Genomic DNA, 23,411 nt, shown 5'->3' with positions numbered 1-23,411 from the left:
GGTGTGTTACTACCCCGGCAATAGGCCGGGGTCTTGATTAAAGTTAGGGATCAAAATTGGTAACTGGCAAATAATTTAAGGTTGCGTCCATCCTGTAAGGCTCCGTTTGGTGCGTAATATTCTTTGTCAAAAGCGTTGCCAATCACTACGCTGGTGGTTAAGCGATCTGAAAGAATTTCTGGCTTATAGCTGATATAGAAGTCGTGAGTGGCATAGCCACTCTGTGGCGTTGGCGTATCGTTAATCCGATTAGCAAACACGCCCATCCAGCCGACGGCCGCATTGGTGCTACCTACCGGTACGTTAAGGCGGGTAGAAACCGTATCGGGATTAACCGTGGATAACCACTCTCCGGTGTCGTCGTTCTTACCGCTGGTACGGTTATAGGCCACGCTTAGGTCGAAGAAGCGGCTTTGGTAGTCCATCATCATGTCCCATCCCCATATTTTAGCGTGCGGGATATTGACCGACGTGGTTTCACACGGTGAGCAGATCATTCCCACCCGAGGGCGATAGCCCATCTTCATGTTCACCTCGGTAGAGATGTAGTCATCCGCTTTAGTACCGAAGTAGCTGGCTTTGAATTTCAGGTCATCGTCGGCCAGAAGAACGTTGTCGAACCGCAGGCCAAAGCCGACTTCCTGAGTGGCGTTGGTTTCCGGTTTTAGGTTCGGATTGGGTTTCCAATAGTTATTCATGTTCGGACCCATGCTGAAGTGCAGGGAGTCGTTATACATTTCACCCATGGTCGGGGCGCGAAAGGCTTCAGCGTAAGAGGCAAACAGGCTTAGCCATTCGGTAGGGAAAATCGACATCGCCACCTTAGGCGACCACTTGTCGGCGGTAATGTTGTTGTAGCCGCTGCTTTCCGCTTTGTAGTCGTCATAGCGAATAGCGCCAATCAACGATACCGGCAGATCCCGCAGGGTTATTTCATCCTGTAGCCAGCCGGAGGCAAAGCGAATTTCAGCATCCGGGTAGCTGGTGGTTGCGCCGCTCGGCGTTTGCTTTTGCTTATAAGTTTCAGCGCCATAGGTCAGCTGACTTGGTATAAACGTTTCTTGCAGTAAACGTGAACGGTTATCTATTTTGATGCCGTTAGTCGTTTGCTTTCTGTCTTCACTTTTACCGCCGGTTGGGTCCGAATTTATCTGGGTTTCGGAGTAATATATGCGGGTGGAAGCGTTTAGCCAGTCCATATCTGCCGGGTTAATTTTGTACACCAGCTGAGCGTCTTTGTTTTCGGTAGTTCTGTCGGTCATTACGTCAGTAGCGGTACCGTTGGGTAGAAAGTTTTGTGGGTTTTTCGGCTCTCTGGCATCGTTATTGTAATAACGCAGGTTTGCGCCCAGAGACTGCGATTCATCAATATTCCAGGTTCCTTTGGCTAACATCGAGCCAATGTTCTCGTCATTTGGGGCAGTTTCGCCGTTGCTCAAACGTAGGTTGCCCTTATCGCGGAAGTTTGCCGAGAATAAACCATCGAAGCTTTCAGTACGGCCAAAGGTTGACAGACCCATACTTTGGCTATGATCCAAAGTTGCACCAGACGTAAATAAGCGTACGCCACCCTGTTCGCCCGGGCGCAGTAAGTCTTTAGCATCAACGGTTTCAAACGAAATAACGCCGCCTAACGCGCCGCTGCCGTGGAGCTGAGCTCCAGGGCCTCTGACCACCTCAACCCGCTTAATTAACGCAGGATCGAGAAATATTCCGTTCAGGTGACCGGTATCGGTTCCCTGACGAATGCCGTCCACCAGCGTTAACACCCCGCGTTTGTCGTAGCCGCGCATGTTAATGTCCTGACCATTGCTGCGTGAAGTTCCGGTAATAGTAATGCCGGGAATTGTGCGCAGTAAGTCAGCAGCGCTGTTAGCCGCCAGATTTTCCGGCGCATTGGCATCCACCACCGTGACCATCATCGGGGCTTCAAACGCATTACGATCGTTACCCGTTGCGGTAACGGTCATGGTTTCAGTGGGTTTTGAACTAGTAGTTTGGGCATTAGCCATAACCGGAAGTGAACAAAGTATGGCAATACTTAAAGATGACAGGCGAAGCATACTGCAACTCTCCATTTTGTTTTCCTATAGATGAAGTTGCTGGCTGCCTTGACGTAATACCCTTTGTCCTTGAACTAGCAGCGGCGTTAGCGGCATTCACTCGCCCGAATCACTTACTTGAGTAAGCTCATCGGGACTCGTTCATTTGCTGCCTTGCTGCTACTCCAATGACGTTGGGTATCCCCTTGTTTCACCCGAATCGCTTACCGGATAACAGAGGCATTAGCGGTAGCTTTAAACGGGAGGGGATGGATAGTTATCGTCTGGGTGGCTGGCTATTTATATGTTTTATTTAGTTAAACGCTATTTGGTTAAAATTAATTTCCCAGCTTTGGTAATACGTAGTTGATATTGTTGATCCTGATGCTGAATCAGTAATATTCCTGATGCTCCCAGCAGTTGTTGGCTGTTAATCAATGGATACTGGGTAGCGGAATCGTTTTTCTTCTCTGATCCTGAGCCGTCTTCCCGATCTGCATTTTTCATAGGTTTGTTTGAATGATAACTAGTTTCAAATTGATAATCATTATCATTTAAAAGAAAAGGTTCAACAAGTACTAATTTTGTGATGTGGATGGTGTAACCGAAATGTGATTATTGTGCGGTGGCAGTGAAAATGCTCAATGTTGTTATAACTAAAAAGAATATAAAAGCTGTTTATATTATTTAACTTCTCATAAGACTTAGTATTAACTCATCGTTAATAAGTGCCCAATAAATAGTAATTAACAACAAACATCAGGATATCGGCCATGAAATTATCATTAAAACAGAGCATCATTTCATTAACTTTACTGGCTGGCCTTTCCAGCATGGCCACCATGGCACATGCCGATAAGCTGGACGATATCAAAAAAGCAGGCGTTGTGCATATTGCCGTATTCGACAGCAACCCACCGTTTGGCTATGTGGATCCCCAAACTAAGAAAATTGTTGGTTACGATGTTGATATCGCGAATGCCATTGGTAAAGCGTTAGGTGTAAAGGTTGAGCTTACTCCAACCAACCCGGCTAACCGGATTCCACTCTTAGCCTCTAGGAAGGTTGACCTGATTGCTGCTAACTTCACGATCACCGAACAGCGCGCCAAAGAGGTTGATTTTAGCGTACCTTACTTCGCGACTGGCCAAAAATTTATCGCTCGTAAAGGCGTGTTAAAACAGCCTGACGATATTGCCAAGTTACGCATTGGCGCAGATAAAGGCACCGTTCAGGAAATCACTCTGCGTGATAACTACCCGACGGCCAAAGTGATCTCTTATGACGATACGCCAGTGGCGTTCACCGCGCTGCGCAACGGTAACGTACAGGCCATTACTCAAGATGACGCTAAACTAGTCGGCCTGCTGGCTAACCTGCCTGATGCGGTGAAAGCGGATTTCGAAATTTCTCCGTTTAGCATTACCAAAGAGTATCAGGGCGTGGGTATCACTAAAGGTGAAACCCGCTTAGTTGAAGCAGTCGACAGCGCCTTGTTGGCATTGGAAAAAGACGGCGAAGCTAACACTATTTACAACCGCTGGTTCGGGCCAGAAACTAAATCATCTATGCCGCGCGGTGACTTCAAATTTGGACCAGTCTCGGCAGCCGCTCCCGCTAAAGGCTAATTGTGGTGTGAGTTAGTCGAGTTTAGAAATAAACAAATAGGGGCCACGCTGATGGCCCCTTATCGGTCGCTAGTGACGTAGGTCATGAAGATGATTTACTTATAGCGAACGAACGCTTCGTTATTCTTGTGTAGAGTCTCCTTTTGCCCAAAATATAAAAACAGAACAATAAGCTGGCAGCATGATCAAACAAACACTGACGGAATTAGTACTAGAACCCCGATACCTTGGGTGGCTATGGGATGGCTTTCTGATAACCATTGGGCTATCCGTGGTGACTATTGTTGCTGCAACGCTGTTGGGCTTCATCATTGCCGCAGCCCGGGACAGTAAGTTGGCTATTCTTCAATGGCCGGTGATTGCTTACTGCACCGTATTTCGCAATACCCCGCTGCTGGTTCAGCTGTTTTTCTGGTACTTCGGCGTGGGTAAGCTGCTGCCGGAAGGCATTATTCCTTGGTTAAACACACCGCACGAAGTCGATTTATTCGGTACCACGCTGGCGTGGCCGTCGTTTGAGTTTATTGCCGGTGTTTTTGGACTAACGCTCTACTTTGCCGCGTTTATTGCCGAAGAGATCCGGGCCGGTATTCGCGGCGTTTCTGCTGGACAAAAGTACGCCGCCATGGCGCTGGGGCTGAGTGGATGGCAGGCGATGCGCTATGTGGTACTTCCTCAGGCGTTGAAAATCGCTTTCCCGCCTCTGCTTGGCCAATACATGAATATTGTTAAAAGCTCATCGCTGACGATGGCTATCGGGGTGGCTGAACTCTCTTACGCTTCCCGTCAGGTTGAAACTGAAACGCTGCGCGCCTTTCAGGCGTTTGGCGTGGCAACCGTTTTATATGTTGCCGCTATTGCGCTGATGGAAGCCTGGGGGCTTTGGTATGAACAGCGTTTATTAGCCAAGGGGCGTCGTTAACATGGATTTTACCGTTATTTATGACAATCTGGGCTATATGCTATGGGGCGCTTATCCGGACGGCCCTATTGGCGGCGCTGCTCTGACGTTAATCATTAGCCTTGCGGCTGGCATTATTTCGGCCATGTTGGGCGTGATACTCGGGGTGGCATTGGCCATGTTTCGCGGCTGGCCCGCCGCTGCGTTAGCGGTGTTTCTTGGCTTTTTCCGCGCTATTCCGGTGATCATGCTGATCTTTTGGGCTTACTTTATGCTGCCAATGCTGTTTGGCATTGATATTCCGGCCATTACGTCGGTGGTTTGCGCCTTAGCCCTGATTTCCGCCGCCTATTTAGCCCATGGGGTAAAAGCCGGGATCGTTGCTATTGGCGAAGGGCAGTGGCAGGCCGGGTTGTCGCTGGGGCTAGCCCGCTGGGAAGTTCTATGGTGGGTAATTTTGCCGCAGGCGTTGAGGATAATGGTGCCGTCGTTTATCAATCAATGGATATCCCTGATTAAAGACACCTCGCTGGCTTACATTGTTGGCGTGGGTGAACTGACGTTCTTAGCCACTCAGGTGAATAACCGCAGCATGGTCTACCCTACTGAAGTCTTCCTGTTTATTGCGTTGGTCTATTTTATTTTCTGCTTATTACTCGACGTAGCGGCAAATCAGGTGAGTAAGCGCTATTCATCGCTAGAACCTAAAGCGAAACGCTCGCTGTTTGTCTGGTTATCGAAGTCACCGCAGGGTGTTCATTAATCTGGCGGTGGCGGCTCATGGGCTTTACGGGCCAGAAACCAATAAGAGTAAACGGCGTTAAACAGTACCACCGTGGCGGTGATTAAAAACACCGCGCGAAAGCCAAATCCGGCCGCTACGCTTGAGCCCAATAGCGGCCCACTGACGTTGCCGATATCGCGAAACGACTGGTTGTAACTGAAAATTCTGCCTGCTACTTGATTGGTACAGTTATAGATAAGCAGGGTTTGAACCGCCGGTAGCATCGCGCCATCGGCGATGCCGAGTAAGAAACGCAGTGCGGCCAGCTGCCAAGGATTTTGTACAAACGACATCGGAATCAGCACCACAATTGAGAAGATCAGCATGGCAATCAGAATGCGTTCCGGGCCAATGCGATCGCCCAGCCTGCCTAGCCTCGGGGCGCTAAGCAGCGCGGCAACCCCCGGAACAGAAGCAATGAACCCGCTGACAAACGCTAGATTTTGGATATTGCCCGACAGTTCTCGTACGTATAGCGTCAGAATTGGGGCGATAGAGCCGGTGGCGACCTGAATAATCATGGTGGTAATAAACAGGCCCAGCACTAGCCTCGGCTTAGTTAAGGTGGCGAAAACCTGCTTGCCGCTGAGCATGTCTTTTTTATGTATCGGTGTGAATTGCTCTTTAACCGCGTACAGCGTGATTAAAAAGCAGAGAAACAGTACGCCAGCGGTGATAAAAAACACCGGGCGTAATCCGTAGTTATCCGCCAGTAAACCCCCGATAACTGGCCCGAGTAGCGCCCCGCTTACGCCACCGGTAGACAACGTACCCAACGCCCATCCGCTGCGATTACGCGGAACCTGAGTAGCAATTAACGCATTGGCATTAGGAATAAAACCGCCCAATACCCCCAGCAGTGCGCGCAGTGCCAGAAATTGCCAGATATTCTGGGCACATCCCATCAGCATCATCACAATCGCCATGCCGAAAGCCGAACGTAATAGCATTAGCTTACGGCCGTGCCTGTCCGCCAATCCGCCCCAAAAAGGAGACGCCAGCGCAGAGAATAGAAAGGTGATACTGAAAACCCCGCCGGACCACAGGTTCAGCTCTTGGTGATCGGTTATACCAAGCTGTTCGACATACAGAGGTAAAAATGGCATGACTAAGCTAAAGGCCGCGCCGGTGAGAAAGCAGCCAACCCAGACAACGTAGAGATTACGCTGCCAGTTAACGTTTGGAATAACAACGATCGTTTCAGGTACCGTTGGCATGTTAGACCTTTATCGAGGTTTAGCCGTGAACGTCATGTACGAAAAGTAGTTACGTCAATCATAGTCAATGATTGAACTGTGATTATGCGCCTGTTGAGACGGTAGTGTAAATGTGGGGTTTAGTCGCCATTTGGTTGAAAAATGACATGACGACTAACAGCCTACTTGATTCAGGCGCGATAAATGTCCCAGCCCCGAGCTTTCCATAGCTCAGGTAGTTCAGCCATATCATGGAACGTGGTCACTAGCGGGTGGTCGATCGGAGTATTGTGTTGGTCAGCGCAGTAGTAAAACACCGGTATACCGGCCGCAATTCCGGCATGGGCACCGGCGAGCGAGTCTTCGATCAAAATGCATTTTTCTAACGGAATTGACAGCTTATCGCTGGCAAACCGAAGTAGCGCCGGGTCTGGCTTCCAGCGTTGGATATCAAAAGCGCTATAAAGATGGTCGCCAAAGAAATTAATCAGCTTAGTTAGGCCTAAAGAGTGCTGCATTTTGGTGACCGGGCCGTTTGACACAACGGCCATGGGCACGGTAATGCCTTCAAGCAAGGTTCTAATGCCTTGAATCGGCTGTAGGCTGAGTTCAAACAGCCGAGCCATATCCTGACGATACTCTTTTTCCAGCTTTTCGTCCGGCTGGTCCAACCCGTATGTTTCTCTGACCTGAGCAAAGACTTTATACAGATTAGTGCCTTTAAACTGTTTGATGCACTCTTGTGTTGAAAGAGAAATACCATAGCTTTTAAAAACGTTAGAGAAAGACTCACAGCATAAAATTTCACTGTCTACTAAGGTACCATCGCTGTCGAACAGAACGCATTCAACCGGTTGCATAAGACATTCCTTTATTGGGGGTCGTTGAGTATTCATGTTTCTTGCAGCGTTCATATTAAAACTCAGTTTAAGAAAATGATAGCCCTTTGTTTATTTAGGATTTTCTTCCCGTTAACGATGGGTGATACTGAAGTCGCTGAAATTTAACGTTAAGCCTATTTACCCATGATACTTTAAATTGCCGGTGCGTTCGCCCACCTCACTCACTGACTTGCCGCTTTCCTGCATATCGAATTATTTATCGCGTAATAAATTTATAAATAAACCATGTAATCGTTTGCGTATTTTGGTATATCTAGCGCCTTAAATTTTTATTTTCACCATTCTTCCGGACATCAAAATGAGTAAACCACTTTCTGGTCAGGCCGACGGGCAGGGGCTATTTGAGCGCTTGTTTCAGTTAAAACAGCATGGAACCACCGTGCGCACTGAGTTTGTTGCCGGCTTCACCACGTTTTTAACCATGGTGTATATCGTTTTTGTGAACCCACAAATTCTAGGGGTTGCAGGAATGGATACCGAGGCGGTTTTTGTGACCACCTGTCTGGTTGCGGCCTTCGGCAGCATTTTTATGGGGCTGTTTGCAAATTTACCCGTGGCGTTAGCACCGGCGATGGGGCTGAATGCCTTTTTTGCCTTTGTGGTGGTTGGCGCTATGGGCCACTCTTGGCAGGTTGCCATGGGCGCGGTGTTCTGGGGCTCTTTTGGCTTCCTGCTGCTGACGCTATTTCGTATTCGGTACTGGATGATTTCTAGCATTCCAGTCAGCCTTCGGGTCGGCATTACCAGCGGTATCGGCCTGTTCATTGGCATGATGGGGCTGAAGAATGCCGGTATTATCGTGTCTAACCCGGACACGCTGGTGGCTATCGGTAATCTGACTTCGCTGAACGTATCGCTGGGTATTTTGGGCTTCTTTATTATTGCCATTCTGGCGGCCAAAAATATTCACGCGGCGGTGCTGGTGTCGATTATTGTTACCACGGCGATCGGTTTGGTCTTGGGCGATGTGAAATATTTTGGCGTGGTATCGGCTCCGCCAAGCATAATGAGCATTGTTGGTCAGGTAGACGTTAAAGGCGCTCTTGATATCGGCTTAGCCGGCATTATTTTCTCTTTTATGCTGATAAACCTGTTTGACTCTTCCGGCACCCTGATTGCCGTGACTGATAAAGCCGGATTAGCCGATGAAAACGGCAAGTTCCCTCGCATGAAGCAGGCTTTACTGGTCGACAGTATCACCTCTTCAGCCGGTGCTTACCTCGGTACGTCGTCTATTTCTACCTATATTGAAAGCTCTTCCGGCGTGTCGGTTGGCGGAAGAACCGGCCTGACTGCCGTGGTGGTTGGCCTGTGTTTCATCGGCGTTATCTTCCTGTCGCCGCTGGCCAAAATGGTCCAACCTTACGCAGTGGCCGGTGCGCTGATTTACGTCGGCGTACTGATGACCTCCAGCCTGTCGCGGGTTAAATGGAACGATTTAACCGAAGCGACTCCTGCGTTTATTACCGCCGTAATGATGCCGTTTACTTTCTCGATTACCGAAGGTATTGCGCTTGGTTTTATCTCTTACTGCGTGATGAAAGCCGGCGTCGGCCGTTGGAGAGAGATTAGCCCTTGCGTATTAGTGGTGGCCATCATGTTCTTGGTTAAAATTGTCTTTATCGACCATTAATTAACGCTAAGCGGTAAACGGAAGCGCAATGCCTGTGATGGGTGTTGCGCTTTTATTTTGATATTTTTACCGGAGGGTGATAAGGGTAGAATGTCAGACCGCGCTGATGCAGCAATTACTGACCGGTAAGCACCGGTTAAGGTGGAGACCGCTTGATGGATGAAAAGAGTTTATCACGAGCCCCCGAAGGCGAGTTTGTACTGTTTCAAAGTGCGGACGGACGTTTGCAGATCGAATGTCGTTTTGAATCCGATACGCTTTGGCTTTCGTAGGCGATGATTTGTGATTTATACGGTAAAGCGAAGGCGACCATCAGCGAACATATCAGCCATATTTTTGCTGAGAATGAGCTGGAAAAGCATTCAGTTATTCGGTTTTACCGAACAACTGCGTCAGACGGTAAAGTCTATAACGTTCAGTATGTTAGCCTGCCGTTGATTCTGACCGTCGGCTATCGAGTCCGCTCCGCCCGCGGTACGCAGTTCCGCCAGTGGGTGGAGCAAACCCTGCAGGAATATGTAATTAAAGGTTTTGTGATGGACGACCAGCGGCTGAAAATGCAAACCCAGTGGCAGAAGATCAAAACTCGCCTCGATGGCAAAAAGCGAATGGCTGAGGTTTTTGCATGACTTTTTACGAAAATGATAAAGATGTTATATCTCTCGCGCTGTGGAGTATCCTCTGAATTCTAATGTTGTCAGTATCCTCTGAAAACAAGATTAGATAACGTCCATAAGGGCAACATCTTACTCCTTTACCTAATTCGGGGCGTTGTCGATATAACGCGGGTGTTTCACTTATCTGTAAGCATTGTTGGTAAAGCTCAGCAATGAAACGTACCGCTCTAATTGGGCTATCATCCGCGATATAGTCTCCTATCTCTTCGAGGTCTAGCGCAGCAAGCGGTGATAAGGTCAATGCCATTCTTTTTATCCATTGTCTGTTTACCTCTGGTATTTCTGCCGAAGCTGTTCGAACACCATTTCAGCCGGGATACTCTCCCCGCTGTTTATACCCGCGGCTACTGCAGCCTGAAGTGTTTCTAATTTTCGTGCTCGTTCCTGTTCTTCTAACTCACGTAGCCCGGCTCGGATAACTTCACTGACATTGTTATAACGCCCGCTTTTTATTTGCTCTTGGATAAAGCTTTCGAAGTGAGGACTGAGTGAGATGCTGGTTGGCATGGTAATTCTCTCTGATATGTTATTTATTACTATCTATTAGTATTTGTCTTTTCTCCATTACCGTCAAGGTTGGTCAACAATTCTGTTATGTTGAGCTTTTTAAAGTGGAAAATTTGCCAACTAATAAACAGTATATTTACTCTGATAGCCGGTCAATTCACAGGCAGGCATTTTGGCGGGAAAATTTGAGGTTCTGGAAATGGTTCGCAAAAAGCGAATGGCTATTCTACTGACGGATTGAGCGTTTCTGATATTTACGCCCAAGCCGTTTGAACACCGCTTCAGCCAAAATACCCTCCCCGCTTTTTATTTGCTCTTGTATAAAGCTTTCGAAGTGAGAGCCTAGTGAAATATTGGTTGGCGTTATGATTCTCTCTAATCAGATATTATATGGATATCATACTCAGATAGAGCTTAGCTTTCTGGCTCAAAGCGGCGCCATCATCATTTATCATGTCGTTATTTGTAAAAGTAAAGCCCATGGCCAGATGGTTGTAGTCGTAGATATTTCCGTTAACTACTCGCTAAATCCAATGCAATAGCCAGATCCAATCTATCTGATTTTCTTTTTATCTGTTTTGTATAATTTAAAACCGACATTTCTGAAATATCACTTATCTTCCCGTCTATTCGCGATAGCTCAAAACCGACAATGAGCTTTCCATTAATGATTAATTTGTAGATGTCCTCACCCTGATCTGGGGTATTTGCCAATACGTATACGGATTTTATTTCTCCGTATCGCTCATTTAAAAAAGACACGATGGACGTTTTTTTATTGATAAATCTTTCGGAATATAACAGCTCATTGCGCCTGTTCAGCTCATTCCGAGAACCGATTAATTTCATTTAATTTTCCTTAGTTGTTGCGATAGATTTTTCATACTATCCGTCAATATATTGATTATCTTAAGGCGTTCTAAACCGATCAATACATGGCACATCGGCCAAAGTCAGATACGGTGCTTCGCCATGAGCTTGCCAGAGCTCAACGTTATCTACTGGGCTATCGCTGGTTATCGCCCAGGCGATATCATCACGGCGGCAGGTGAAACCAAACAGCGTTGGCTGAAAGTCTGCCGATAGCCATTTATTTTGCGGATCAATTCGAATCTGTTTCATCTGCCATACGCCTTTGGCCGCTAGCTTAAGGGTTGACTCCCGTAGCGTCCACAGCTGCCAAAACCGGTCTGTTTGCTGCGGCTCCGGCTGAGCCGCCAGCCACTGATACTCTTCATCGCTAAAGCTATATTGGGCCAGCGCCATTAATTTATTACGCGGGCGGATATGCTCAACGTCTAGCCCTAGTCGGCAATCACGGGCCAGCGCCGCCATAATATATTCGCCGCTGTGGCTGATATTAAAATCCGGCAGGTTTGAGTCGGTGAACACCGGGCGGCCATTATCCGTCGTATCGATATCGGGCAGCTCAGTACAGCCCACTTGATTAAACAGCAGCTCCGCCAGTAGCCATCGCCCGGTAAGAAATTGCTGACGACGCTTTGGGTTAAAGCCCTCGGCCTGTTGCTGCAAGGCTTGAGGAAGACGTGAAGCGCTCGGGGGGAGCCAGCCGTCGGAAGGCAAACGCAGCAGCGCGACGGCGATTTTGGGCAATGGCGAAGAGCTGAGCATAAGCGGTTAGTTCCAGCGTTTAATAATCAGTGAGGTATTAATACCACCGAATGCAAAGTTATTAGACTGAATATACTGTGCTTTTATATACCGGCCTTCACCCATAATATAGTCCAGCTTACCGCATGCCGGGTCTGGTTCCGTCAGATTGATGGTGGGGGCAAACCAGCCATCGCGCATCATCTCGATCGACATCCAGGCTTCTAGCGCCCCGCAGGCTCCAAGGGTATGGCCGAAATAGCTTTTTAGTGAGGAGATTGGCGTACTGTTGCCGAATATGGCTTCCGTAGCCTGACTTTCGGCTATGTCGCCGCGTTCGGTTGCGGTTCCGTGGGCACAGATATAGTCGATGTCCTGTGCTGCCAGATTGGCTGATTTTAGCGCCTGTTCGATACAAATTTTCATGGTTTCTTTGCACGGTTGGGTAATGTGCGAGGCGTCGCAGTTAGTGGCAAACCCAACAATTTCACCGTAAATAGTCGCGCCGCGGGCCTGAGCATGTTCCAGCTCTTCTAGAATCAGTGAACCGGCTCCTTCGCCAATCACTAGCCCATCGCGCCCGATATCAAACGGTCGCGGAGATAGTTCGGGCGAGTCATTCATCTGACTGGTAGCAAACAGCGTATCGAACACGACCGCTTCAGAAGGGCAAAGCTCTTCGGCACCGCCGGCCACCATAACGGTCTGGTAGCCGTGGCGAATGGCTTCATAGGCGTAGCCGATGGCCTGACTGCCCGAGGTGCAGGCGCTGGAGGTCGGAATAACCCGCCCGCGCAGGCCGAAGAATAGGCTCGTGTTAACGGCGGCAGTATGGGGCATCATCTGGACGTAAGTGGTTGCCGTGATGCTATAAACATTTTTCTCTTTCAGCATGGTGCCGAATTCACCCACCTGCTTGGTGCTGCCGGTAGATGAACCGTAGGCAATGCCGGTGCTACCATCGGTCAAAATATCGTTGCCTAGTAGCCCGGACTGTTCCAACGCCAGCTCTGTCGCTCTGGTGGCCAGCAGGGAAACCCGGCCCATGGAGCGGGTTTTTTTACGGGTATAGTGTTCCGGCAGGGTGAAATCGTTAATCGGTGCGCCTAAATTGGTATTGAGGCCTTCGAACTCTGCCCATGAGGGCATATATTGAATGGCATTCTTTTTGAGCTTGAGACTGTGACTAACGCTCGGCCAGTCGCTGCCCAGAGAGGTAATGCCGCCCATACCCGTAATTACTACCCGTCGAGTCATACCATACCTCCGTTGATAGAAATAACCTGACGCGTAACGTATGCAGCAATATCAGACATTAAATAGCTGGCCAGCCCGGCCACTTCCTGTGACGAACCCATACGCTTGAGTGGGATCGTTCGCATGGCTTCATCCAGCGCCGCAGGTTCCATATCCAGAATGCCGGTATCAATTAGCCCGGGAGCGATACAGTTTACGGTGATTTTACGCTTGGCCAGCTCTAGCGCTAGCGCCTTACTGGCACCGATAATGCCGGCTTTAGCGGCACTGTAGTTGACCTGACCGCGGTTGCCTACCAGACCAGAGACTGACGAAAGGGTAATAATACGCCCGCCGCTACGTAGCCCGATCATCGGCATAACGCAGGGGTGAATTACGTTATAAAAGCCGTCCAGATTAGTATGAATTACGCCGTCCCAATCGCTGTCGGTCAGCGCCGGGAAAGCGCCATCGCGAATAATTCCGGCGTTGTTAACCACGCCGTAATAGGCCCCGTGGCGCTCGATATCTTGTTCTATTTGTTCACGGCATTGGGCGCGGTTACTGATATCAAAGCAGATTAGGCGGCCATGGCCGCCAGCAGACTCAATTCGTTGCAGCGTTTGTTCTGCCCCGGCTTTATCACTCAGATAGTGGATAACAATAGAAAATCCATCCTGTGCCAGACGACAGGCTATTGCCTGTCCAATCCCTTTGCTGGCACCGGTTACTAAAACACAACGCATCATGCGATTAGATCCTTAGTTTTTGATTTTTGTATTAGCCGATCGAGCTCTTGCTGGCCAGTTTGGTAGACGTTGAGCTTGGCCTGTGCGACGGTTTGGCCGTCAATGTCTAACCGGCATTCAAAGCTGGCCAGTCTATCATCCCGTAGCAGCATGGTGGCAGTACTTCGTAACAGGCTACCGTTCGGGTAGTGGTCCAGCGTGGATTTAAAGCCGCGGCTACCAAGCAGCATACCTATCTCGGGCGCTTCGTTATGCTGTCGCCCGTGCCAGCCGCTCCATACGCCGATAGTCTGGGCCATAATTTCAATGGCAAACCAAGCGGGTAATGTGCCTTGTGGGGTCAGAAACGGAGCCAAAGCACCATCGGCGCTGACGCTGACTTCACACACGGCGTTGTCTTTTTCTATTGCATACACCCTATCTAACAGCACCATTGGTGCCTGATGAGGTAGGTAATGGGATGGGGGTTGAAAGTTCGACATTAGGCTTCTCCCACCAGTACGCAGGCGTTATTGCCGCCAAAGGCAAATGAGTTAGATATGATGGCTTTTTTCATCAGCTTTTCCGGCGCAGTTAGTAGGTTTATTTCGGCTATATTGGGGTCTTTCGGTGATAGTGAAAAGTCCTGAACCGGTAAGGTGAGATCGCGATCCAAGATTAGCCAGCTCAGCGCCGCTTCGGTAATGCCTGCTGCGCCTAATGTATGGCCAGTCAGGTGTTTGGTTGAACTACACGGAGTGGCTGAGCCAAAAACCCGGTTAACGGCCTGCGCTTCTGCCGTGTCATTGAGCGGCGTCGCCGTGCCATGCAGATTAATGTAGCCCACCTGCTCAGGTTCTAACCCTGCCTGACGCAGAGCCATTCTCATCGCTAGCTCAGCACCGGCCCCTTCGGGGTGGGGCGCTGACATATGCCAAGCGTCAGACGATTCGCCAATACCGAGCAGGGCGACTTTCGCCGCTTGGCGGGTGAGCAATATCAGCCCTGCACCTTCACCAATATTAATGCCGCTGCGCCGTTCGGCGAAAGGCATACAGCGCCGGTAAGCGATAGATTCTAGGCTATCAAAGCCGTTAAGGGTCATCTGGCACAGGCTGTCGGCTCCGCCCACCAGCGCGGCGTCAGCCAGCCCGGCCCTAATTAACCGATAGCCACTGATCATCGCCCGTACGCTGGAAGAGCAGGCGGTGGAAATAGTGTAGGCTGGCCCGTCGAGGTCTAAATATGCGCTCAGAAACTGGGATGGATCGCTAAGTTCTTGCTGCTGATAGGCGTACTGCTTGGGGAGTTCGCCGGTTTTAAGCCGGTGAGCGATTGCCAGTTCGCCCTCATGAATGCCAGCGGTGCTGGTCCCCATGATAACGGCGATCCGATCCCGCCCATATCGCTCAACGGTGGCATCAACCTGTGGCCGGATAGAATCCAGCGCGGCCAGTAACAGGCGATTATTCCGCGAATTATGGCAGGCCAGCGCCGGAGGAATTTCCGGTAGTAGAACGTTGACTTCACCCACCCACGTCGATTTGTCGTGTAATAGCCAGTTATCCCGTTCTATCAGGCCTGAATGCCCCTGCGTGAGATTATGCGCGATCTCTGCCGCCGAGCTGCCCAGTGCATTAATTAAACCGACGGCTGAAAAGTAGATCATGACGGGTTATCCACGTTTTGTACGCTAATTTGGTAGTTAAAATAATGCTGGATAATCATAACCGGTTCACGCTTATCGTTCAGGGTTTGATAGAGGATTTCGCTAATCGGTTCGCCTTTTGCATCAGTCAGCATGCGCTTCTCATCGCTGTCGAGCAGCAGCCAGCCTTCTGGTAGCTGAGTTTGCCAGTCGCTAATCGGCCAGTAGCTCAGCATGATATCAGCCAAAACCTGCTCCGCCGGGGGGAGTTCGGGTACGACTATTGACCGCTCTGTATGAACGCCTAAGGTATCATATGTGACCTTAAACAGCCTTACGCCTACCGGCGACAGCGCCGCCAGCGTGATTTTCTGGCCGTCAGCATCGAGCATAACCAACAGTGACTGTTGCTTACCCTTGACCGTTGCAGTTAATAACTGTTGGTGATGCAGTGGCGTACTCAGTGTTGGTGCGGGTAATGTGACTTTCACCCCCCGCTTTAGCCATGCCTGAGGATGGCTTTGGTCTTGGCTCAGGGAACATCCACCCAGGAGCAATATCAGGAGAACGGAAGAGAGCGTTTGGCTTATGGTTTTATTCATTGCGTTTCTTTTGTGCCATTTGGTGAGGAAGCGCCAGCGGTGATAAAACAAATGCTGCCAGAATACCGCCGCTTAATACCAGACCAAACCCTGAAATTGCCTGAGTATGGCTGGCTGCCAGTAACCCAAAGCTAAGTTCTGTGGTTAACGCCGCCATAAATATCGATAGCATTGATGTCGACGGCGTTCCGGCCGGGTTACTGAAAAACAGGGTGTAGTCAATTCCGATACCCAGTACCAGAACCAGTGCCAGCAGGGAGAACAAATTCAGCGATTGTCCGCTTAGGCTCAGGGTTGCCAGACCGACCCCCAGTGATAATACCGTTGGAATAATACAGCGTAGCCCCTGCGCCGCGCCAAAACGCCATACAAACAGCGCGCCGATCGCCAGTACGGCGGCGGCTAATATGGTGGTCAGATGCTGGCGATAAACCGAGAACAGGGCCGAGAATTCCGAGCGTTTATCAACCCAATGAACGCCCACCGAATGGGCAGCAATCTGGCGTAATTCTATCGGGTTGGTTACGCCGTTAACCGGTACCAATACGGCCGACTGCCCGTTGTCTAAGCTTAGCCACAGTAACCGCCAGCCCTCGCTGGCAGCGCTGTTGAGCCAGCTTTCTGGCTTAAGCGGAGGTGGATAAGATGCCGGTAGCGAAGCCTGAATGCCGGTTTGCTGTAGCTGTCGGATAATGCCCGGAGCCTGCTGTTTTAACAGCGCGATATTCTGTAGCTGCCGCTGTTTCGAAGGGAATGGTAGCAGTCGGTAACCCGCCAGCCAGCCGGCAGCTTTGGCTTTTTCTAACGCCAAGTGCAGTACTTCCAGCCGTTGTAGCGTTTGTTCCTGTGAGTCGCCGTAAACTAAAAACCATTTTTGCTCGCTGTGTTGCCCGGTCAGCGCGGCAATTTGCTGTTCCTGCTGCTGGAAATGAGGCGGTAGGGTTTGCAGCTTGCGAATATCGTCGTCTACGTTTAACTGGCTGAAACCCACTCCAGAGACGATCAGTGCCAGTAGTGGGATGCCAATGCGCACCGCTGGTTTATGCTGCCACAGGGCCAGCCATTTGGCGATCGGGCTTAAGGTTAGATTGCTGCGTACCGGTAGACCGCGTGATAGCCAAGGATACCAGCAAATAACCGTCAGAAAGGCTCCGATCAGGCCTGCGGCGGCAAAAATTGCCAACTGCTGTAGGCCGGGGAACGGGGCAACAAACAGCAGAAGGTAGGCAATCGAGCTGGAAACTACGGCCAGCAGCAGCGCCGGATATAGCTTTTTCATGCTGACCAGCGGAGATTCATCATTGCCGTGAACCATGCGTTCCGTCAGGTAGTGCAGCGCATAGTCGATAGAAATACCCACCACGCTGGTGCTCATGACCAGCGTCATAAGGTGCACTTCTTTGAAGACCGCAAGAGCGGCAACGCTGCCGCAGATCGTGCCGGTAAGCAGAGATAACAGGGTTAGCCAAAGCGGTTTCAGCGAGCGGAAGATGTACAAAATCAGCAACAGGATCCCTAAGCCGGAAACGGTACCGATGGTAGAAATATCGTGCTGAGCCTGTTGGCTGGCGTAATCGCTGTAAAACAGCGTTCCGCGTTGGAGCAGCTCTGCGCCGGGCCATTTTTGCCGCAGCTGTTGCTGAATTTGCTCCAGCGCTTCAACGGTCCGGCGTGCGCTTTGAATATCATAAGATGACGCGCTGAGTTCGCCGTGTAACAGGTACCAGGTTCTTCCCTGAGGATCTTTACCGGTGAGCCAACCGTGGTTCAACGTTAGGGTTCCACCGCTTTGTTGTTGAGCTATTTGAGCCGAACGGGTAACCAGCAGCGGATCGTTACTGAGTTCTTTAGCGCTGACGCCGGCAAAAGGCGAGTAAATCTGGCTGAGGATCCATTGAAACTGCTCGTTGTTCGCACCGCTTAGCCGACGGCGGGTTTCATCGTCCAGCAGAGCATAGCGATGTTCAAAAAAGAATGCTCCCCACGCTTTCTGGCGTTGTTCGGTCATTTGACCTGCAATCTGCGAAAATGCAGGAAGCACTTCAAGCCGCTGCTGTAGCCACTCGGCCGGAGCCCGATCGTCGCCCACCGGCGGGCTGACTAGCCAGACGAGCTGACGCTCCAGACGCTGATTAAACCCGTTTTCTAAAGCCGGAGGCAGGTCTTTAGACTGTTCTTGCGGCAGCAGCGCCATGACGCTGCTATTGAGCTTACTGTGCGGTAGCACCAGCGCCAGCGCGACCAGTAAACCGATAACGCAGGCCAGCCAGCCGAAGGCCAAACGGCGATGTATCTCAGGACGAAAAATAGCGTTCTTCATTGGCTGTCAGCGCATTGGGCTCAGTGTGTTGATTAAAAAACCGAATATGGGTGTTATCGCCCTGCATGTCATCGATTTGAATGGTATTGAGAAACTGAGCGCCTTCCAGCGTGATTTGGCGAAACAGCTTATCCAGCGGTGTGGTTTTGGGCTGAAGGACTAACTGCCAGCTATTTTTTCCTAAATCACGAAAGGTGAGCGTGAAGTTCTGCTCCAGCGCTTTGCGGTCTGCGTGAAATAGCGCGGTCAGCAGGGAGTTAAACTGGAACATCTGGGCGTTAGTTTGGGCAGTAATCACCTGCGGTGCCTGACCGGCCATGCTTTGTACCATGCGGGTTTCATTGAGCATTAACCTGAGTGAAAACGGCTTCGTTTGGTTCCATACTAATCCGTGAGTTTGCGCAATCAGCAGGTCTCCGCTGGAGTTTAACGGCTGAGATAGGCCGCTGATGGTGCGTTGTTGCTCAAACTGGGCTCTGAGGACCGACTGCTGACTAAATCGTTGCTGTAAATCATCAAGAGTAATGGCGTGAACCGCCCCGCAAATCAGCAATAGGCAAGCGGCAATCGGACGCAAAAAGCACCTCATGAGGGCGTTCCTAGCTTTTCAAGCAGTGTCGACGGACTGGCAAAGCACATTTCTCCGTTTTGCTCGTTCACGGCTACCTGAATGGTATAGCCTTTGGTGGTTTTTTGGCCGCTGGCTACGTCAAAAATGGTGTAGACAATCTTCAGGCGGTTTTCATATTCATCGAGCCGCGCATTGACGCGAATCTGCTGCTCAAAGCGCAGCGGCGAGACGTATTTAACTCTGGTATCAATAATCGGCCACGCATAGCCGGAATGGAGCATTTGGCGATAGCCATAGTCGAACTGCTTTAGCAGGGCTTCTCGGGCAATTTCCAAGTAACGGAAGTAGTTACCGTGCCAAACAACGCCCATGGAATCCACATCGTGAAACGGGATGGTTAGCTCAATATTGGTCGATAAACGAGGGTCGTTACTCAGATTCATGGGACTCACTCCGTTCTATTTGCGGCTCGGGCTGGCTGAGCTGCCAGAAGTTATAAAAATTAAACCAGTCTAACGGTGATATCAGGCAATAGTGTTCTAAACGCTGTGCATAGCGCTCAACCGCCTGTTGCATCGCCTGCTGGCGAGTCGCTCTGGGTAACAGTAGCGGATCGGCAAACTCTTCAAAGTGGATACAGAACTTCCCGGCCGGTTTTAGCCCGAACATGAGATATACCGGGCAGCGTAGTGCGGCAGCCAGAGCAAAAGGCCCGACGGCAAACGGCGCCGGTTTACCTAAGAATTCAGCCCAAATTACCCGCTGTTCGTTTTGCCGATGATGGCGGCTGATAGAGGTTCGATCGCCGACAATAGCTACCCACTCACCCGCGTCCAGCTTCTGTTTTAGTATAATGGCTACTTCAGGCCCCCAGTTGCTGACCTGAATCATATTGATATTGGAGCGGGGGTTGATCTCTTGCATCATCTTATTGAAGCGTTCGGCATGCTGGGTGAACACCAGCGCATTGATCTTCAGGTTGTGAGACAACTCCCCCAGCGCTCGGCAAACCTCTAAGTCTCCCAAATGAGAGCCTAAAATCAAGGTACCTTTGTCTGATGCCATTCGGGTTTTACACAGCTCGATATTCGGAAAGTCGATGTCCTGATGTTTGATATCACCTAGCCAGCCCGCCAATTTGTCCAGTATCGCTTCGCCAAAACGCATAAAGTGGCGATAGCTGGTGAGGCTCTCAGGCAGCGTTTTGTGCTGATGCCGGGCGCTGGTTTTTAACCGGCAAAGATACTGTTCAGAGGCTTTTCTTTGTTGAGTTCCGGTGAGCCAGTAGTAGCCGATCGTCGGATAGAGCAGAAGATTAAAGGCCCTGCGGCCAAATAGCCGGTAGATTTTCATCATCAGCCGGATTCCCCAAAGGCCTTTACGTTCTCCGGTTTGCGACCAGTGGCTTTGGGAGTCAACGCGTCGTGATAATAACGACGGAATTCTGGGCAACATCGAGAAGAACAGGCGGGTGTGCATCCATGATATACGCAGGTTATCGCGCCAGACGTCAAAGTGAGATAAGCCATCTTTAGGGTAGATCACGTTGGTGGGAATAAAACGCGATGGCGTTCCCTGCCAGTAAAGGCGAACCATGACCTCGGTATCAAAATCCATCCGTTGGCCGAGCGCAACCCGGCCAGCCAGTTCCCGCGTAATATCTACCGGATAAACCCGGAACCCGCACATGCTATCGCGAATAGACAACGACAGGGTTTCTATCCACACCCATACGTGGGTGATGTAGCGAGAATAAAGCCGGGACTTGGGTACCGACCGATCGTAAACCGGTTGGCCGGAGATTAACGCGTCCGGATGCTGGCGGGCTTCATTCAGCATGCGAGGGATATCGGTCAGACAGTGCTGACCGTCGGCATCGACCTGTAGTGCGTGGCTGAATCCCCGGCGTTGGGCTTCTTGCAGCGCACTGAGTACCGCTGCGCCTTTGCCCCGATTTTGAGAGTGGCGAATGAGTATCACCCACGAATAACGCTGTTCAAGGCGATGTAATTCGGCTGCCGTGTCAATTTGGCTACCGTCGTCGACGATGATGCAGGTGATTTGATAGAGTTCAATCTGTTGCAATACGGCGGCCAGCGTTGTGCCATGGTTGTAGCAAGGGATCGCCAAACAGGGATTAAACGCCTTATCGTTATGCGCAGCGGCCAAAGTCATAGGCTCATCCTACCGCTGCTGGCCGTCCGACCGTTACATTGGTATTGGAAACTCAGCTTAGACTTTTCACTATCCCAGTTGAGCATTAACGTAATGTGTTCTTTTGGCGGTAGAGGGAGCTGGAACTTAACCATGTCAATGCTGCTAAACGAGTGGTTAATAGAAAAAATTTCAGTCGCGTAATGTAACGCCCAGTGTATTTGGGTGACTCCCGGCAGAATCGACCGCTGCGGGAAGTGCCCTTTAAACCAAAACAGCTCAGGCTGTAGGTAAAAATGTAACGTTGCGCTATCGGGGCCGGTTATCCGGTTGGTTGTTTCCTGTGGCAGCATCATAGAAACAGTTCCTGTAATTCGCCGTAAGCCCGCTTGCTCTGAGGGTTTATTGGAATAGACGATAGAATGCGCCAGCGTTTGGGTAACGCCACGGGCTCAAGCCATTGCCTGAGCGACTGGCGTAAATATTGTGTCAGATAAGTATCGCTTTTCAGCCGGATACGTTCACCCGACTCGGTCAATACGATGGCAGCGGCCAGAATGGTTCGATCTCCCTGAGTGACGGGAATAACGGCAGCATCGCTGATTTCATCCAGCGCCATAAGGCGAAGCTCGACTTCGGTTAGCGACAGGCGCTTTTCTTCGATTTTTATTATTCGGTCTTTTCGTCCAAGCAGATGGAAACCCTTAGGATCCAGACTAATTTCATCGTGAATGCCGTGGCCTACATCGCCGTTAAACAGCGGGGAAGTCACGGCAATGGTGCCGTCAGCCTGCTGAGCGACGCAGACTCCGTGAAAAGGAGACCACGGTTGTTTTGGCGTTTCCTGCTGACGCCAGGCAATAACGCCGGTTTCGCTGGTGCCATAAATTTCGACGGGTAGCACTTTGAGCAGTTGCTTCACCCGGCACGCTTCATCAAGGTTTAATGGGCCACCGGCAGAGATAACCATGGCGCAGTTTAACGGTGCCAGATTGGGGTCTAAGCGCTTTAAATAGGCCGGGCTGGCAATCAGCGTTAGTGAGTTTTTGGTCAGCGGACCGAGCTGCTCATGATATTCGGTTATTTGCGCATGAAACGGCAGCCCAAGGGCCAGCGGCAGCAGAATGCGGAATGTCAGGCCGTATAAGTGTTGGTGAGAAACCGTGGCGGCAATTCGCGTTCCGCTTAGCCGTTCGCCCCAGTTTTGAGCCAGCAGTTCGCTTTCAGCTTCTAATAGACTGACGGGCTTATACACCGGCTTTGGCTGACCGGTTGAACCCGAGGTAAATAGAATAATTTCGGCATTGTCGGGCCAGTCGGGCAGTTTCTCTGCCGGGTCGCGAAGGTTCAGCCGTTCGACCGAGAGAGCCAGCGTTGGGCAATCTAGCCGTAGTTCACGATCGGTTAGCAGGCCGTCAAAAGCATTGTTAAGCCGCTGTTGTTGCAAAAGTGACTGGCGACAATGACCGGGTATAACCGGCGTTTTGCCCGAATAGAGCAACGCCAGCAGCGCGACGGAAAACAGATAACTGTCGTCAAAACAGAGCGCCCAGCGCGGTTGCGGTGATGACCGGAGTTTGGCTACCAGCGTACTGACCCGATGGCGAAAATCGGATAAAAGTAAGGGTTGCGTATCGCGCCAGGCTATAAGCGTATCGGATGGGCGACTCTCGCAGAGAACGTGGCTCAGGGGGAGAGTCAGGCGCGACGCTGCGTTTTTCTGATTATCCATTCCGTGCACATTAATATTCCCATTAAAAAGTAGCTGATAGCCCCGTTATATAAAGTCCACAGGGATATATCTCCATGCAGGCAGGTAAAAAGCGCAATGCTGCCGTTAATCATAAAAAACAGACACCATACCTGAGTGACTTTTCGTGTGTAGCGCACACCTTCTTCCGATAAATCAGGCTCGGTTAACCGGGCCAGCCGTTCGACAATGGGCGGTGGATTAAACAGTGAATGGCTAAACAGCACCAGAAGGAGTGCGCTGACCACTACCGGGTAGTAAAGCAACCAGTGGTTTTGCTTTAGTAGCCAACTGGCGAGCGCCAGCAGAATTCCGAGTATGGCGAAGGCCTTCATTAGCCACGATAGCTGGCGGAGTTTTCCCTGCGTTAATGTTAACCGGCTGGCAAACAAAACGATCAGCAGCGGGGCTAATATGCTAATACCCCAATAATTCAGGCCGAAATAGACGGCAAAAGGATAGCCGATAGCCGCCAGAGCGCTAATCCACTGAATTATCCGCCTCAGCGTTGAGGATCTCGG

24 protein-coding genes and 1 pseudogene are annotated in these 23,411 nt (G+C 50.4%); 5 read left to right on the top strand and 20 right to left on the bottom strand.

Features of this window, described 5'->3' with window-relative positions; translation table 11 throughout:
- Positions 1-50 precede the first annotated feature (50 nt).
- Both GVI43_RS07330 and hemP read right to left on the bottom strand, forming a co-directional pair.
- Entirely contained in the window at positions 51-2,078 is a 2,028-nt protein-coding gene (locus GVI43_RS07330; RefSeq protein ID WP_159566208.1) for a TonB-dependent hemoglobin/transferrin/lactoferrin family receptor, read from the bottom strand.
- Between the two features lie 288 nt (positions 2,079-2,366).
- A complete protein-coding gene (hemP, locus tag GVI43_RS07325; protein WP_159566207.1) occupies positions 2,367-2,549 on the bottom strand; it encodes a hemin uptake protein HemP in 183 nt (60 codons plus the stop codon).
- A 266-nt stretch (positions 2,550-2,815) separates the two neighbouring features.
- On the opposite strand from hemP, the gene GVI43_RS07320 reads away from it, so the two are divergent.
- The 3 genes from GVI43_RS07320 (at position 2,816) to GVI43_RS07310 (ending at position 5,334) form a co-directional block, all read left to right on the top strand.
- A complete protein-coding gene (locus GVI43_RS07320; protein ID WP_159566206.1) occupies positions 2,816-3,670 on the top strand; it encodes an ABC transporter substrate-binding protein in 855 nt (284 codons plus the stop codon).
- Between the two features lie 181 nt (positions 3,671-3,851).
- On the top strand, positions 3,852-4,592 hold the full coding sequence (locus GVI43_RS07315; protein WP_159566205.1) for an amino acid ABC transporter permease: 741 nt from the start codon (positions 3,852-3,854) through the stop codon (positions 4,590-4,592).
- A 1-nt stretch (position 4,593) separates the two neighbouring features.
- Positions 4,594-5,334, top strand: coding sequence for an amino acid ABC transporter permease (locus GVI43_RS07310; protein WP_159566204.1), 741 nt, complete (start codon positions 4,594-4,596; stop codon positions 5,332-5,334).
- Here GVI43_RS07310 and mdtG read toward each other — a convergent pair.
- Positions 5,331-6,572 carry a multidrug efflux MFS transporter MdtG gene (mdtG, locus tag GVI43_RS07305; RefSeq protein WP_159566203.1) on the bottom strand — a complete coding sequence of 414 codons (1,242 nt, stop codon included), beginning with the start codon at positions 6,570-6,572 and terminating at the stop codon, positions 5,331-5,333. The two genes, GVI43_RS07310 and mdtG, sit on opposite strands and share 4 nt — an antisense overlap.
- A 170-nt stretch (positions 6,573-6,742) precedes the next feature.
- Positions 6,743-7,411 carry a 6-phosphogluconate phosphatase gene (yieH, locus tag GVI43_RS07300; protein ID WP_159566202.1) on the bottom strand — a complete coding sequence of 223 codons (669 nt, stop codon included), beginning with the start codon at positions 7,409-7,411 and terminating at the stop codon, positions 6,743-6,745.
- Between the two features lie 340 nt (positions 7,412-7,751).
- On the opposite strand from yieH, the gene GVI43_RS07295 reads away from it, so the two are divergent.
- Both GVI43_RS07295 and GVI43_RS07290 read left to right on the top strand, forming a co-directional pair.
- The gene (locus GVI43_RS07295) at positions 7,752-9,086 is read left to right on the top strand and encodes an NCS2 family permease (protein WP_159566201.1); all 1,335 of its coding nucleotides are present in this window, start codon (positions 7,752-7,754) and stop codon (positions 9,084-9,086) included.
- A 155-nt stretch (positions 9,087-9,241) separates the two neighbouring features.
- A pseudogene (locus GVI43_RS07290) lies at positions 9,242-9,643 on the top strand (virulence RhuM family protein); the annotation flags it as partial.
- 76 nt (positions 9,644-9,719) lie between these two features.
- Here GVI43_RS07290 and GVI43_RS07285 read toward each other — a convergent pair.
- The 16 genes from GVI43_RS07285 to GVI43_RS07210 all read right to left on the bottom strand — a co-directional run bounded on the left by GVI43_RS07285 (position 9,720) and on the right by GVI43_RS07210 (position 23,396).
- Complete coding sequence (locus tag GVI43_RS07285) at positions 9,720-10,010, bottom strand: type II toxin-antitoxin system RelE/ParE family toxin (RefSeq protein ID WP_159566200.1); 291 nt, start codon at positions 10,008-10,010, stop codon at positions 9,720-9,722.
- Positions 10,011-10,030: 20 nt separating this feature from the next.
- Positions 10,031-10,270 carry a type II toxin-antitoxin system ParD family antitoxin gene (locus GVI43_RS07280; RefSeq protein WP_159566199.1) on the bottom strand — a complete coding sequence of 80 codons (240 nt, stop codon included), beginning with the start codon at positions 10,268-10,270 and terminating at the stop codon, positions 10,031-10,033.
- 513 nt (positions 10,271-10,783) lie between these two features.
- Positions 10,784-11,119 (bottom strand): hypothetical protein, encoded by a 336-nt coding sequence (locus GVI43_RS07275; RefSeq protein ID WP_159566198.1) that lies wholly within the window; start codon positions 11,117-11,119, stop codon positions 10,784-10,786.
- A 60-nt stretch (positions 11,120-11,179) separates the two neighbouring features.
- Positions 11,180-11,902: a 4'-phosphopantetheinyl transferase family protein gene (locus GVI43_RS07270; RefSeq protein WP_159566197.1), complete on the bottom strand. Its 723-nt coding sequence runs from the start codon at positions 11,900-11,902 to the stop codon at positions 11,180-11,182.
- A 6-nt stretch (positions 11,903-11,908) separates the two neighbouring features.
- Entirely contained in the window at positions 11,909-13,138 is a 1,230-nt protein-coding gene (locus tag GVI43_RS07265) for a beta-ketoacyl-ACP synthase (RefSeq protein ID WP_159566196.1), read from the bottom strand.
- On the bottom strand, positions 13,135-13,866 hold the full coding sequence (locus tag GVI43_RS07260; protein ID WP_159566195.1) for a 3-ketoacyl-ACP reductase FabG2: 732 nt from the start codon (positions 13,864-13,866) through the stop codon (positions 13,135-13,137). The genes GVI43_RS07265 and GVI43_RS07260 overlap by 4 nt, the downstream gene beginning before the upstream one ends.
- Positions 13,863-14,348 (bottom strand): hotdog family protein, encoded by a 486-nt coding sequence (locus tag GVI43_RS07255; protein ID WP_159566194.1) that lies wholly within the window; start codon positions 14,346-14,348, stop codon positions 13,863-13,865. The genes GVI43_RS07260 and GVI43_RS07255 overlap by 4 nt, the downstream gene beginning before the upstream one ends.
- Positions 14,348-15,514, bottom strand: coding sequence for a beta-ketoacyl-[acyl-carrier-protein] synthase family protein (locus tag GVI43_RS07250; protein WP_159566193.1), 1,167 nt, complete (start codon positions 15,512-15,514; stop codon positions 14,348-14,350). Before GVI43_RS07250 ends, GVI43_RS07255 begins: the two co-directional genes overlap by 1 nt.
- Positions 15,511-16,095 (bottom strand): DUF3261 domain-containing protein, encoded by a 585-nt coding sequence (locus tag GVI43_RS07245; RefSeq protein WP_159566192.1) that lies wholly within the window; start codon positions 16,093-16,095, stop codon positions 15,511-15,513. Before GVI43_RS07245 ends, GVI43_RS07250 begins: the two co-directional genes overlap by 4 nt.
- Positions 16,088-18,415 carry an MMPL family transporter gene (locus tag GVI43_RS07240; RefSeq protein ID WP_159566191.1) on the bottom strand — a complete coding sequence of 776 codons (2,328 nt, stop codon included), beginning with the start codon at positions 18,413-18,415 and terminating at the stop codon, positions 16,088-16,090. The genes GVI43_RS07245 and GVI43_RS07240 overlap by 8 nt, the downstream gene beginning before the upstream one ends.
- Complete coding sequence (locus GVI43_RS07235) at positions 18,390-19,004, bottom strand: LolA family protein (protein WP_159566190.1); 615 nt, start codon at positions 19,002-19,004, stop codon at positions 18,390-18,392. Before GVI43_RS07235 ends, GVI43_RS07240 begins: the two co-directional genes overlap by 26 nt.
- Entirely contained in the window at positions 19,001-19,429 is a 429-nt protein-coding gene (locus tag GVI43_RS07230; protein WP_170324316.1) for an acyl-CoA thioesterase, read from the bottom strand. The genes GVI43_RS07235 and GVI43_RS07230 overlap by 4 nt, the downstream gene beginning before the upstream one ends.
- Positions 19,416-21,161 (bottom strand): glycosyltransferase family 2 protein, encoded by a 1,746-nt coding sequence (locus tag GVI43_RS07225; protein ID WP_159566189.1) that lies wholly within the window; start codon positions 21,159-21,161, stop codon positions 19,416-19,418. The genes GVI43_RS07230 and GVI43_RS07225 overlap by 14 nt, the downstream gene beginning before the upstream one ends.
- On the bottom strand, positions 21,158-21,496 hold the full coding sequence (locus GVI43_RS07220; RefSeq protein WP_159566188.1) for an ApeI family dehydratase: 339 nt from the start codon (positions 21,494-21,496) through the stop codon (positions 21,158-21,160). Before GVI43_RS07220 ends, GVI43_RS07225 begins: the two co-directional genes overlap by 4 nt.
- Positions 21,493-22,872 (bottom strand): AMP-binding protein, encoded by a 1,380-nt coding sequence (locus GVI43_RS07215; protein WP_159566187.1) that lies wholly within the window; start codon positions 22,870-22,872, stop codon positions 21,493-21,495. The genes GVI43_RS07220 and GVI43_RS07215 overlap by 4 nt, the downstream gene beginning before the upstream one ends.
- A complete protein-coding gene (locus GVI43_RS07210) occupies positions 22,839-23,396 on the bottom strand; it encodes a COG4648 family protein (protein ID WP_159566264.1) in 558 nt (185 codons plus the stop codon). The genes GVI43_RS07215 and GVI43_RS07210 overlap by 34 nt, the downstream gene beginning before the upstream one ends.
- Positions 23,397-23,411 lie beyond the last annotated feature (15 nt).

The sequence above is a fragment of the Budvicia diplopodorum genome (assembly GCF_009800925.1).
Taxonomy (GTDB): Bacteria; Pseudomonadota; Gammaproteobacteria; order Enterobacterales; family Enterobacteriaceae; genus Budvicia; species Budvicia diplopodorum.
The sequence above is the reverse complement of the archived record's forward strand: the minus strand, read 5'-3'. Positions and strand labels throughout refer to the sequence as shown.